The sequence below is a fragment of the Pseudomonas sp. GM78 genome (assembly GCF_000282475.1).
In the GTDB taxonomy this organism is placed as follows: Bacteria; Pseudomonadota; Gammaproteobacteria; order Pseudomonadales; family Pseudomonadaceae; genus Aquipseudomonas.
Genome location: NZ_AKJF01000101.1, coordinates 26,381 through 39,408, shown reverse-complemented (window position 1 = coordinate 39,408; position 13,028 = coordinate 26,381). Strand labels below are relative to the sequence as shown.

General features: G+C 58.9%; 13 protein-coding genes. 2 read left to right on the top strand and 11 right to left on the bottom strand.

What is annotated here, in order from left to right; genetic code table 11:
- Positions 1 to 20: 20 nt before the first annotated feature.
- The 5 genes from yfcF to PMI35_RS14265 all read right to left on the bottom strand — a co-directional run bounded on the left by yfcF (position 21) and on the right by PMI35_RS14265 (position 4,427).
- Positions 21 to 677 carry a glutathione transferase gene (gene yfcF / locus PMI35_RS14245; RefSeq protein WP_008060561.1) on the bottom strand — a complete coding sequence of 219 codons (657 nt, stop codon included), beginning with the start codon at positions 675 to 677 and terminating at the stop codon, positions 21 to 23.
- Between the two features lie 212 nt (positions 678 to 889).
- Entirely contained in the window at positions 890 to 1,375 is a 486-nt protein-coding gene (locus tag PMI35_RS14250; protein WP_008060560.1) for a cupin domain-containing protein, read from the bottom strand.
- Between the two features lie 84 nt (positions 1,376 to 1,459).
- Positions 1,460 to 1,954, bottom strand: coding sequence for a RidA family protein (locus tag PMI35_RS14255; protein WP_008060558.1), 495 nt, complete (start codon positions 1,952 to 1,954; stop codon positions 1,460 to 1,462).
- Between the two features lie 49 nt (positions 1,955 to 2,003).
- A complete protein-coding gene (locus PMI35_RS14260; RefSeq protein ID WP_008060556.1) occupies positions 2,004 to 3,284 on the bottom strand; it encodes an ATP-grasp domain-containing protein in 1,281 nt (426 codons plus the stop codon).
- Between the two features lie 42 nt (positions 3,285 to 3,326).
- A complete protein-coding gene (locus tag PMI35_RS14265) occupies positions 3,327 to 4,427 on the bottom strand; it encodes a hypothetical protein (protein WP_008060555.1) in 1,101 nt (366 codons plus the stop codon).
- A 148-nt stretch (positions 4,428 to 4,575) separates the two neighbouring features.
- Between PMI35_RS14265 and PMI35_RS14270 the strand changes: the two genes are divergently transcribed.
- Positions 4,576 to 5,994: an aminotransferase-like domain-containing protein gene (locus PMI35_RS14270; protein ID WP_008060554.1), complete on the top strand. Its 1,419-nt coding sequence runs from the start codon at positions 4,576 to 4,578 to the stop codon at positions 5,992 to 5,994.
- 500 nt (positions 5,995 to 6,494) lie between these two features.
- On the top strand, positions 6,495 to 6,773 hold the full coding sequence (locus PMI35_RS14275) for a DUF3077 domain-containing protein (RefSeq protein WP_008060553.1): 279 nt from the start codon (positions 6,495 to 6,497) through the stop codon (positions 6,771 to 6,773).
- Between the two features lie 60 nt (positions 6,774 to 6,833).
- Here PMI35_RS14275 and PMI35_RS14280 read toward each other — a convergent pair whose 3' ends face one another.
- From PMI35_RS14280 to cyoA, 6 genes are all read right to left on the bottom strand, one after another.
- Positions 6,834 to 7,148 carry a helix-turn-helix domain-containing protein gene (locus PMI35_RS14280; protein WP_008060552.1) on the bottom strand — a complete coding sequence of 105 codons (315 nt, stop codon included), beginning with the start codon at positions 7,146 to 7,148 and terminating at the stop codon, positions 6,834 to 6,836.
- Between the two features lie 351 nt (positions 7,149 to 7,499).
- On the bottom strand, positions 7,500 to 8,387 hold the full coding sequence (gene cyoE, locus PMI35_RS14285; RefSeq protein ID WP_008046745.1) for a heme o synthase: 888 nt from the start codon (positions 8,385 to 8,387) through the stop codon (positions 7,500 to 7,502).
- An 11-nt stretch (positions 8,388 to 8,398) separates the two neighbouring features.
- The gene (gene cyoD / locus PMI35_RS14290; protein ID WP_008060551.1) at positions 8,399 to 8,734 is read right to left on the bottom strand and encodes a cytochrome o ubiquinol oxidase subunit IV; all 336 of its coding nucleotides are present in this window, start codon (positions 8,732 to 8,734) and stop codon (positions 8,399 to 8,401) included.
- Complete coding sequence (locus PMI35_RS14295; RefSeq protein WP_008060550.1) at positions 8,735 to 9,358, bottom strand: cytochrome o ubiquinol oxidase subunit III; 624 nt, start codon at positions 9,356 to 9,358, stop codon at positions 8,735 to 8,737.
- Between the two features lie 3 nt (positions 9,359 to 9,361).
- The gene (gene cyoB, locus PMI35_RS14300; RefSeq protein ID WP_008060549.1) at positions 9,362 to 11,392 is read right to left on the bottom strand and encodes a cytochrome o ubiquinol oxidase subunit I; all 2,031 of its coding nucleotides are present in this window, start codon (positions 11,390 to 11,392) and stop codon (positions 9,362 to 9,364) included.
- Positions 11,393 to 11,395: 3 nt separating this feature from the next.
- On the bottom strand, positions 11,396 to 12,331 hold the full coding sequence (gene cyoA / locus PMI35_RS14305; protein WP_008060547.1) for a ubiquinol oxidase subunit II: 936 nt from the start codon (positions 12,329 to 12,331) through the stop codon (positions 11,396 to 11,398).
- Positions 12,332 to 13,028 lie beyond the last annotated feature (697 nt).

The window sequence follows — 13,028 nt, the reverse complement described above, 5'->3', positions numbered from 1 at the left end:
TGATTGCCCTGACAGTCGCCTTAAACAACAGCCGGTGCGATGGCCGGCGCTTTGCGCTCTATGTCCATCCATGCCCGCACACTGTCGCGATCCCACTGGCGACGGACATACGCCGCGAGTCGCGCCGGGACTTGATCGCCATTGGCGACCAGCCGGTTGAGCATGATCGCCAGGTCCGTGTCGGCAATGCTCCAGTCGCCGAAGAGGTGCTCGGCGCCCTCCTCCAGCAAGCGCTCGGCGACGAAGAACAGGCGCTCCACCGCTGCCCTGGCATCGTCGGAGAGCGGCACGTTTTTCTTGCCGAAGTACACCAGGTCAAATGGGCGCTCTTTGCGGATCACCAGCAAATCGCTGCGCAGCCAGGCCTGGAGTTGACGGGCCCGGGCACGCTGCTGGAGGTCCTGGGGGAAAAGCCTTGCATGCCCTGGCGCGAGTTCCTCCAGGTATTCAGCGATGGCGGAAGATTCCGACAGTGCGAAACCTGTATGAACTAAGGTGGGAATCTTGCAGGTCAGCGAAATATCACGATACTTCGCCTGATAGTTCTCTCTTGCCTTTAAATCCAGCGTGACAAGTTCAAATGAAAGTTGCTTCTCCTTGAGTGCCACAAACGCTGACATCGCAAAAGCGCTGACAAAATCCGCGCCAACATAGAGTTTAATCCTGTTGCTTTCCATAGAACGCTCCCTTGCACTAAGCACATTAATCCGTTGCATTCGAGGCGATCGTAGTAAGTTGACCGGGCGCTGAACAGATACAGAAATTATCCGTTTGCATCGATACAGAAAATTCGAAAATGCGAATAGCCAAGGGCTTGTCGAGGGCACGGCAGAAACGAAAAAAGGGAGTCCGCGAACGCGGACTCCCTGGTGTGAAACGGAGGGGGAATTTACAGCTGGCGGGGGATCAGGCCGACGTTGTCGGTGCAATTGGCGAGCAGCAGCGCCTGGGGCATGTTGCTGATATTGAGCATGGCCAGCGGCTCGGTGGCGCTGGTGTTGACGAAGCCGTGGCGGGACCAGGCCGGCACCAGCAGCACGTCCCCGCTGCCGACGGGCACGGCCTCGGCATCGCCCAGGGTCAAGGTGCCATTGCCGCACTGGATGATGAACAGGTGCCACCACGCATGATCATGGCCATGGAGCTGAGTACCCGGTATCAACCATTGCATGGACACGGCCATTCCGGGCGTCAACGAGCAGCCATCGAGGCTGTTGTCGTGGGCCAGCGCGACAATATCGACATCGCTGGCCTCCAGGCTCTGACGTATCCCCGTTAGTTCAACATCCGTCCAAACCCTTGGTTTAATCGGCTGACGAACCAGACTTTGGCGGAAGTCCTTATAGGAAAAGAATGCACCCTGAACGTTATTCATGTTCGGCTTCCAACTTATTCTGCAGAGTTGAGTTACTCGACCTTAGGCGAACAATTAATCGCTGTAAAGTCGAATAACTCATACTTATAACGCAGAAGGTCGCAACGCCACGATCATGTCCACTTCCACTGCCGCGTTTTTCGGCAATTGATAAACACCGACGGTCGTGCGTGTATGTTTTCCAGCATCGCCCAGTACATGACTGAACACATCCGAGGCGCCGTTGGCCACTTCGCTGAGATCGACAAAATCCGCCGTGGATTTCACATACACTGAGATCCTTATCAGCGACTTGATCTTGTCCAGCGAACCGATGGCATCGACGATCAACGCCAAGCCGCGCATCGCGCAGAGGCTGGCGGCCGCTTGTGCGTCCGCCATGTCCAGGTCCAGGCCGACCCGACCGGGGTACTGGATCTTGCCGTTCACCCGCGGCACCATGCCACTGATATACAGCTCGTCGTGGTGGCGGATCAGCGGCGCGTAATGCCCGCCTGCGCTGTTTTCACCGTAGATGTCGTAGTCGAATTCCTTCGCCAGCGCGATGAAGCGCTCGTCACAAGTCATGTGCTCAATCATTTGCCGAACCTCTTGATCAATACTGCAAAAAAACATCGATCCCTGACACTCAACACGACACCCTTGCGGAGGGCGCCAGGCTGGTGATCCCGATCCTTGATTCAATGGCCTCGGCCAGGCGCAACAGGTCATTGCTGAGCTGCGCGTAGTCTTCGTTGAACAACACGATGTGGCCGATAAACGAGAAGTTGTCTTTCACCAGGGCGCTGACCGATTCGCCGATGCGCTTGCTCACCACCGACTCCAGCAGCTCGATGCCCAGCGAACGGGCCAGGGCCTGGATGTCCGGAACATCTCGCAGGATGCCGCCCGTGGTCGCCCGCAGCAGGCGTATGCCGCAGTAGCCCCGGGGCACCGGTTCCTGGCTCTCGACCTGGCCTTCCACGGCCCAGCGGACCCAACGCTCCCACGGGTCGAAATCGACGAACGCCTGGCGCGCCAGGTCCCAGATGTGCATGCCACCGGGGCGCATGTTGGTTTCCACGGCCGAGGTGCGATGATTGGCCCGGTAGAACACTTCGTTGTGCCAGGCACCGTTGTCCTGGGAAACCAGTCCCGCCATGTGCTGGCCGGCTGCCAACAGTCGAGCCTGCACCTCAGGCGCCAACGGTGCGGGCACCACTTGCTGGATCTCGGCGCGGTAGGCACCGTCGGTGGTGGTTTTTTCGGTGATCCAGGTGCTTCCGGCGACAGAGTCCCAGCTGTATTCCCGGGCGTTCTGGATCAGCTCCTCGAGCACGATGCCACCCTCGCGGTAGAGCTTGAGCGCATGCCACGCCTCGTCGCATTCGGACGGGTGACGGATGACGCGGCAGCCGCGACTGGCACCTTCGCAGGCTGGCTTGATGAACGCCTTGCCGCCCAGCTCGATCACGCGCTGACGCAATTCCGGCAAGCTCTCGATACGGCAGGAAACCACCGGCCGGTAATCTTCGGGCGCCGTGGTGGCCGTCGCTTCGAGCTGGCGGAAAATCTGTTTGTCCAACCCTGCCCGAGCCTCGGCAGGCGAAATACCGGGCAAGCCGAAATGACTGGCCAGCGCCGCACCGAGCAGCACGCCACGGTCAGAAAACGGCAGCACGCCAATCAGCTTCCAGCGATCGGCCTTCAGGCACCCCACCACCAGCTCGAGGGAGGCCGCCACGTCCTGCTCGGCCAAGGACGTGCTGCAGACGTGATCCGCCACCTGGTCGTCATGGGGCTGGACCTGCTCGACCAGCAGGATCAGCCTGGCGTCGTACAGCGACTTGCACAGATCGCGCAGCTTCTGGATATCGTGAACCCGACTGCCGTTGTACCCCACCACTACTACGCATGAAGTCGTATTCATAAAGCCCCCGACTTGCAAAATGAAAACCGAAACTACGCTGACTCAGTCATGCAACGACGCGATCGATCGGCGGTTGAGCCAGTACCAGATCAGGATCCCCCCAGCGCCGATGACCGCCAGCACCAGCGCGTTGTAGGGCGGTGGCGCGACCCGCATGATCAACACGGTCAACCCTGCGCCGACGCCCAGGGACACTTCCTTGACGAACATGTTGTTCTGCTTGACCGAGAAGTAATCGAGGTGACTGAAAGCGCACTCGGCGATGGACAGCAGCGCCACCCAGATCAGCGCGCCGACCAGGGTGTCGACGTGGAACGCGGCAGGCGAAGACAGCACGGCAAAACCGCCGACGATGATCGCGATCACCGTCAGCACCTTGAAGCGCCCGGTGCTCTCGATCAACTTCATGACCGGTACTTGCGCGAACACCACCACGGCGCTGTTGAGGATCAGCATCAGGCCATACCAGGCGGGCAGTTCGCCGGTCTTCAGCAGGATCGCCTGGGGCAGGATCGAGAACACGCCGAACAGCTTGATGCCCATGATGACGCCGGCGATGACCCACGGCAGCTTGTTGCGCCAGCCGCTGCCATCCTGGCTGGCGGGACGGGCAACCACGGGGTCGCAGGTGAAGGTCGCGCCCATGGCGATCGGCAGGCACAACAGGACGAAACCTGCGGCGCCGAGGAAGAACAGGGTCGGGGTCAACAGCGGCGACAGCAGGATCAACCCCGCCAGCAGGCTGCCCATGTTCATGGCGACGCGGTTGTAGGCGGCGCCCTCCTTGGTCTGGGCCGCTTCGCTCTTGATCAGGTAGCCGGCAATCGCAATGCCGTAGGCAAACAACGCCGCGGCAAACATGACCACCCCCTGGTTGCTGGTGACCGCCAGCAACACCAGCCCGCCGGCGGCGCACAGCAGCGTGACGCTCAAGGAGCGGCGACCGAGGACCAACAACGTCAATGGCAACAGCAGCAACAAGGCCCGATAACCCAGGGCCAGGATGCTGTTGGTGGCGGTATCGAGCCAGACGTTGGCCTTGCCCAGCACCGCGAACAGCGACACGGCGGTGATGATCCGGATGGTGAACAACCGCAGGTTGATCACCGGCTTGGCCGCGACGACCGTTGTTTCGACACTCATGCAACACCTCACGAACCTGGCATCGATCGACCGTCATAGGTCGACCCTCCAGAAAGTCTGTAAGGCGATGGTAGAAAGAGATGCTTGTCTTGATCAGAGCAAGTTCGTATAGAATCAAACGAACTTTACTGCCAGAGAGACCAGTAAAATGCAGGCTCAGCGAGCAGTGATCGCCGCTATCGAGTTCCAGCCGGGTGTGCCGCTGGTGCAGCAGATCGTCGATCAGTTGACGGTGGCGATCAGCAAGGGCGGCCTGCCCCATGGCTCGAGGCTGCCACCGATTCGCGAACTCTCCGACCTGATGCACGTGGGCAAGTCCACGGTGGTCGACGCCCTCGACCGCTTGCGTGCCAAGGGGCTGGTGGTGTCACGCCAGGGCTCGGGGCATTACGTGCACCGTTCCAACAGCAGCGTCCAGAGCAACGCCGGCCCCGACCTGCTACCCCAGGACACACTCAGCGTGGTCCGCCGCGCAGTGCTGCTGGACAATGGCGCGCTGCGCCCGGGGGCCGGTTTCCTGCCGTCCTCATGGCTGCCTGCCGAAGAATTGCTCAAGGCCGTACGCGGCACCCTTCGCGCAACCACCCTGCGCATGGGCGAATACGGCAACGCCAGCGGTTACCTGCCACTGCGTCAGGCCTTGCGGGTGAAAATGGCGACCCTGGGCATCGAAGCGCCGGTCGAGCAGATCATCACCACCGCCAACACCGTACAGGCCATCGACATGCTGATGCGCCTGCTGGTCAAACCCGGCGACACGGTGCTGCTCGATGACCCCTGTTACTTCACGATGCACACCAACCTGGCTTGGCACGGGGCCAAGGTCATCACCATCCGCCGCGATTGCGACGGCATGGACCTTGATGCCTTGGAGCAGTTGCTGATCGCCCACCGTCCCGTGCTCTACCTGACCAACAATGCCCTGCACAACCCGACCGGGCACTCGTTCACCTCAGCGCAGGTCTACCGCTTGCTGGAGTTGAGCCATCGCTACAATTTCCACATCCTCGAAGACGACCTGTACTGCGACATGCAGCAACGCCGAACCCCGCGCCTGGCCGCGAGCGGACTGGACAACGTCTCCTACGTCTCGGGATTCTCCAAGACCCTGACCGCCAACAGCCGCGTCAGCTTCGCGGTGCTGTCACCACAACTGGCGGCGCGGATGGTGACCCTGAAAATGGCCTGCGGCGGCATGACCTCGGAAATGGCCGAACAGATCATCTGCACCATGCTCAGCGACGGCAGCTACGCCAAACACATGCGCCGCACGGTGGACCGGCTCTACGAGTCGAACAGCCGGGTGGCGGCGTGGCTGGGCGAAGCCGGGTGTTCGGTGTCTTCGCTGCCTGGCGAAGGGCTGTATATCTGGACGCGACTGCCCGATGGATTCGATGCCGAAACCCTGGCCCGCAAGGGTCTGGAAATCGACCTGGTGCTGGCGCCGGGGACCATGCTCAGCAAGGCGGCGGACGGCAATCAGTTTCTGCGCTTCAACGTGGCGCACAGTGATCATGTGCAGGTGCGGGAGCGGTTTTTCCGATTGCTGGACAAGCCGCACAAATAACCGCCCACCACCCAACCCTGTGGGAGCGGGCTTGCCCGCGATGGGGCCGTCACATCCAGCATCAATGTCGCCAGACACACCGCCATCGCGGGCAAGCCCGCTCCCACAGGGACTGCCGCGTCCAATCGCATCCCGGCCAGCACAAGGCCACGATTGTGCGATCCCATACCCACACGCTAACTTCGACCCGTCGCTGCCAATTCAGCGACCGGGCCTGAGAACCCGGGTAAGATACGGGCGCACAAGCGCCACCAATCACGATTGCCGGCGCTTTTTTTTGTGCCAGCATTTCCGTGCAATGGCGGCTGTGCGTGGGAGACCTTCGGGTCTGCCGGAATCCCGTATCTCCGGTTCTCAGCCTGCGCACAGCTGCCACCCATTCGCCTGAGAACGAACGTGGTAGCTCTCAACTCTATACGGGAGCTTCACTCATGAGCGCTATTGGTCTGTCTGCTTCAAACGTCATTCACCACCTACCAACCGAAAGGAGGTGAAGCCCAATGACCAACCCCCAAGACCTCAAAACCATCGGCCTCACCCCCTTCTCCTATCACGCCAACGAACCGCTTTTCCGCATCAACGCCGGTGTCCCGGTCACCTCCGCCCTCTCCCACGCCTCCGACCTGCTCCACCTCGCCAAACTACTGGCCTCAGACGCCGCTATGGTCCGCGACTCCGACCGACACGCCTGGGCATCGCATTTCCTGCAAGACATGAGCAAGGCAATCATCGACGACGTGGTGAAGGTGCTCGATGCACCCTGTAACAACCGCGCGTAAATGAAAAAGCCCCGCGTTTCTTTCAAAACTCGGGGCTTTTCAAGTGTCCGCCAGGCTCGATCAAACCACTGCCAGTCGATCAACCATATCCGGGAATTTCTCCACCAGCCTGATCAATAAAGCGGCCTGTGCATTGGGCTTCGACTTTTCCTGCTCCCAGTTTCTCAAGGTACTGGGGCTGGTTCGAATTCGCTTGGCAAAAACGGCCTGGGACATGTGTAACTTTTCCCGTAACGCAACGATTTCTTGCGCCCCTACCTCGGGGGCCGGAATGTCCTCCACCGTCGTATTGCGCAACGTAATCTTGCCTTCGCGTTGAGCCGCCATCTCATCAACGCCCTGCATCAATTCTGCAAACAGGTCGCGTTTTTTCATGGGGTACCTCGTTTTTTCAACTCTGTTTCTATGGCTTTCTTGAGCGCCTTTTCTTGGTCGGCGGTCAAATTCTCATCGCGAAACTATAGGCAAGTTGCGTATAGATGTACAAGATTCGATTCTTCGCTCAGACAAGTCACCATCGCAACTTTCTTGATACACCGCGTCGCGGCCATCGCGAGCAGGCTCACTCCTACAGGGATCGGCGTTGCATTCAACATTGGCGGCAACGCAGATCCCTGTAGGAGTGAGCCTGCTCGCGATGGCGGCACCCCGGACCACCAGAAAACACCCAACAAAAAGCCCCGCACTTCTCTCGAAGGCGGGGCTTTTCGGTACTGCATCTGAACCTTAAGGCGCGTACGTCAGCAGCAACTCGGTCGGCACTTTGAAGTCCAGGGACATCATCACGCTCAACGCGGTAATGGTGAAGATCGAGAACACGAACAGCTTGCGTGCCCAGACCGTGTCATCCACTGCCTTGTAGCCGGTCCAGGCCATGTACAACCAGTACATGCCCATGGCCGCGGCGACGGCGAGGTAGCTCATGCCGGCGTAGCCGCTGAAGGTCAGCATCAAGGTCGCCACGAGGAAGGCCAGGATGTAGATCAGGATGTGCTTCTTGGCCACCTGGATGCCGCGCTTCACTGGCAGCACCGGAATCGATGCGGCCAGGTAATCGTTGAAGCGGAAGATCGCGATGGCGTAGGAATGCGGCATCTGCCACAGGCTGAACATCACCAGCAGGGTCAGCGCGGCCATGTCGAAGGTGTTGCTTACCGCGACGTAGCCGATCACCGGCGGCATGGCGCCCGACAGGCTGCCCACCAGCGTGCCGTGAACCGACTTGCGCTTGAGGTACAGGCTGTAGAAGCCGACGTAGATCACGAAGCCGATGACTGCGAACAGGGCGGCCAACGGGTTGGCCACCTTGTACAACAGTGCAACGCCGGCGACACCCAGGACGGTCGCATAGATCAGGGCCAGTTTCAGGGAGATGAGGCCCTGGACCAGCACACGGTTCTTGGTGCGTTCCATCTTGATGTCGATGTCGCGGTCGATGCAGTTGTTGAACACGCAACCGGAGGCAACCACCAGGGACGTGCCGATCATGGCGGCCAGGAAGATGGCCAGATCGACATGCCCTTTGGAGGCCAGGAAAAATCCGCCTGCCACAGAAAGCACGTTACCGAAAATGATCCCCGGTTTGGTGATTTGGATAAAGTGCTTGAGGGACATGCGGACTTACCTCACTTCGCCATCATGAACGTGTGGATGCTGAACATGATCCACAGCGACAGGCCAACCAGCAGGACGATCACGATCGCGGCGAACACAAACGCAATCACGTTGTTACGCTGCGCGGCCGAACGGTCCAGGTGCAGGAAGTACACCAGGTGCACCAGCACCTGGACGATCGCGAACGCGAGGACGATCAACAGGGTGATCGACTTCGGCAGCGTCGGGTACATCACCAGACCGAATGGAATGGCGGTCAGGATCACCGACAGGATGAAACCGATGGCGTACGACTTGTAGCTGCCGTGACCGGCATCGTCGTGGCCATGAGAATGTGCATTAGCCATTTACATAGTCCCCATCAGGTAAACAACGGTGAATACGCAGATCCACACGACGTCCAGGAAGTGCCAGAACAGGCTCAGGCAGCTCAGGCGGGTCTTGTTGGTCGACGTCAGGCCATGCTTGTTGACCTGGTACATCATGATCGCCATCCAGATCAGACCGCTGGTCACGTGCAGACCGTGGGTGCCGACCAGGGTGAAGAACCCGGACAGGAAGCCGCTGCGGCTAGGGCCGTAGCCTTCGGAGATCAGCAGGTGGAACTCGTTGACCTCCATGCCGATGAAGCCCAGGCCGAACAGGAAGGTCATGGCCAACCAGCCCAGGACCTGCTTCTTGTTGCCACGGTAGAACGCCAGCATGGCGAAGCCGTAGGTGATCGAACTGAACAGCAGCAGAGCGGTTTCGCCCAGTACGTAAGGCAGTTCGAAGATGTCGTGGCCCGATGGGCCACCCGCTACGTTGTTAACCAGTACCGCGTACACCGCGAAGATCGACGCAAACAGAATGCAGTCGGTCATCAGGTAGAGCCAGAAACCGTATACGGTCATCTCGCCCGAGTCGTGGTGGTGGTCATCGTGCCCATGGTCACCATGGGCGTGTCCAACATTGGTCACTAAGTTCGACATGGTTTAAGCCTGTTCCAACGAGGTTTCAACACGGGTGGCGGTGGCCGGGATTTTCCCTGCCGCTACCAGACGCTTGTGCTGCTCGGCTTCGATGCGCTCGATCACGTCGACCGGCACCATATAGCCTTGATCATCACGGGCGGCGTGGATCGCGAAGTAGACGACAGTGCCTACCAGGCTCGCGATCGCCAGCCACCAGATGTGCCAGATCATTGCGAAACCGAACACGGTCAGCAGAGCACCCATGACCACACCGGTGGCGGTGTTGTTTGGCATGTGGATCGGCTCGTACTTGGCCGGAACCTTGTACGCAGTGCCGTTTTCCTTGGCTTCGGTGAACGGGTCGACGCAGTCGGCTTTTGGCAGAACGGCGAAGTTGTAGAACGGAGGTGGCGACGAGGTCGACCATTCCAGAGTGTGGGCATTCCACGGGTCACCGTGTTCGCACATGTTCTCTGGCTTCTTGCGGTCACGCACACTGACGTACAGCTGGATCAGTTGGCAGGCGATACCGACGGCGATCATCACCGCACCGAACATGGCGACGTACAGGTACGGCACCCACTCAGGGTTGGTAGTGGCGTTCAGACGACGGGTCATGCCCATGAAGCCCAGTGCATAGAGCGGCATGAACGCGACGAAGAAGCCCGAGATCCAGAACCAGAACGCTGCCTTGCCCCAACCTTCGTGCAGCTTGAAGCCGAACGCTTTAGGGAAGTAGAAGGCGAAACCTGCGATGTAGCCGAATACCGCGCCGCCGATGATCACGTTATGGAAGTGCGCGATCACGAACAGGCTGTTGTGCAGAACGAAGTCAGCACCCGGGATGGCCAGCAGTACGCCGGTCATGCCGCCGATGGCGAAGGTCACCATGAAGCCCAGGGTCCACAGCACCTGGCTGGTGAAACGCAGACGGCCCTGGTAGATGGTGAACAGCCAGTTGAATAGCTTCACACCCGTCGGGATGGAAATCAGCATCGTCGCCAGACCGAAGAAGGCGTTGACGCTGGCACCCGAACCCATGGTGAAGAAGTGGTGCAGCCAAACCATGAAACCCAGTACCGAGATCGCGCCCGAAGCGTAGATCATCGACTTGTGGCCAAACAGTTTCTTGCCGGTGAACGCCGAGATGACTTCCGAGAACACGCCGAACGCTGGCAGGATCAGGATGTAAACCTCAGGGTGACCCCAGGCCCAGAACAGGTTGACGTACATCATTGGATTGCCACCAAGTTCATTGGTGAAAATGTGGAAATCCATGTAACGGTCAAGCGTCAGCAGTGCCAGGGTAGCGGTCAGGATCGGGAACGAAGCCACGATCAGGACGTTGGCCCAGGTGCAGGTCCAGGTGAAGATCGGCATGTCCATCAGCTTCATGCCAGGGGTACGCATTTTCAGCACGGTGGCCAGGAAGTTGACCCCCGTCAGCGTCGTACCCAGACCCGATAGCTGTAGCGCCCAGATGTAGTAATCCATCCCCACGCCCGGGCTGTATTGCAGGCCCGACAGCGGCGGATAGGCAACCCAACCGGTCTTGGCGAATTCGCCGACGCCCAGGGACAGGTTGATCAGCACCACGCCGGAAACCAGCAGCCAGAAGCTCAGGGAGTTCAGGAACGGGAAGGCAACGTCACGCGCGCCGATCTGCAGCGGCACTGCAAGGTTCATCAGGCCGGTGAAGAATGGCATCGCCATGAAGATGATCATGATCACACCGTGGGCGGTGAAGATCTGGTCATAGTGTTCAGGTGGCAGGTAGCCAGGCGAACCCTCGGTGGCCATGGCCAGCTGGGTACGCATCATGATGGCGTCGGCAAAGCCGCGCAGCAGCATGACCATGGCGACGATGATGTACATCACGCCGATTTTCTTGTGGTCGACCGACGTCAGCCATTCGGTCCACAGATAGGTCCACTTCTTGAAGTAAGTGATACCCGCGAACAGTGCCAGACCACCGAGCGCGATCATGGCGATGGTCACCATCACGATCGGCTCGTGGAACGGCACCGCTTCCCAACTTAATTTACCAAACATCGTTTACTCCTCTGCCCCGGCAGCTGAATGCGAGTTCATGTCCGTAGCGGCCACTTCTTTCTCTTTCTTCTCGTGCTTGACCTTCGGGCCTGGTTTCATGCCTTCGTACTTGTCGACGATGATCTGGAACAGGTTCGGCGTCACCGAGGAGTAGAGCTCGACTGGGTTGTTCTGGCTCTGCTTGGAAAGGGCTGCGTATTCAGCTTGTTCAAGCTGTTTAGGTGCCTTTTTGACTTCACTTACCCAGGCGTCGAAATCTTCCTGGGAAGTTGCGATCGCTTTGAATTTCATACCGGTGAAACCGGCACCGCTGTAGTTGGCGGAGATGCCGTCCATTTCAGCGTTGCGGTCGGCGATCAGGTGCATTCTGGTCTGCATGCCCGCCATCGCGTAGATCTGGCCGCCCAGGCCCGGGATGAAGAACGAGTTCATCACGGCGTCGGAGGTGATCTTGAAGTTGATTGGCGTGTGCGCCGGGAACACGATCTTGTTGACCGTGGCAATGCCTTGTTCCGGGTAGATGAACAGCCACTTCCAGTCCAGCGCGACCACTTCGATGGTCACAGGCTTCACGTCGGATTCGATCGGACGGTACGGGTCCAGCTCGTGGGTCGACTTGTAGGTGATGTAACCCAGGGCAATGATGATCAACACCGGAACAGTCCACACCGCGATCTCGATCTTGGTGGAGTGGTTCCATTTAGGCGTGTAGGTCGCCTTGGTGTTGGATGCGCGGTATTTCCAGGCGAACAGGAAGGTCATCACGATGACCGGGATCACGACCAACAGCATCAGCAGCGTTGCGGTGATGATCAGGTTTCGCTGTTCCAGGCCGACCTGGCCCGTGGGATTGAGCAAGGTCATGTTGCAGCCTCCCAGCAACAACGTGCCGAGCAGCGGCACTAAGCCTAGTAGTCTGGGGTACCTGTTTTTACTCATCTCACGACCTCTAAAGCAGCTTGCGCAATGCAGTTGGGTTTTGATCGCCAACACTTCACCCTGCCAAGGGTTGGCATTTTTCTTGGATTGAATAAGGGCTTGCCCGTCGAGCGTCAGAGGCGTTTCGACAAATCCTGGGCCAGCGGTGAGTTCTTATTCGAATTCGTGGTCAAAGGCCTTGTTACAGCCCAATTCCATTTGGTGCGGATAGTTGGAGGCACCGACACCTGGGCGTCACATCAGGCCAAAAGGCCTCTCGACACCCTCGTGTCACTCATGCACCAATGCCTGGGTGAGCAGTGCCGGGAATTCAGTGCGGGCGATTGTAGATATGTAGCGTTTTATAAACCATGTCTTATCCCGAAATAATTTTTATCCCAGCCCGCAACAATCCTGACTCAAATCTGTAAAAGTGGCGCATCTTATCGAAATTGATTCTCAACAAAAACACCAAAAATAGTAGGGCTACCACCCGCGATACAGACAGTATCGAAGGCGCGACAACGACCCTCGCCTGCGCCCTAGCCCCGATATGACAAGGGCTCTGGCAAATCGCCAGAGCCTGTTAAAACTGCCTGCTCCCTTGTGAGCCGGCGAAAATCCGGCGGCGCTCAAACGCGCCAATTTCATTGCAGGACACCGCACCAATCCGACACACGAAAGCGCGCTGCGACACTCGCGATGTGACAACATGTCG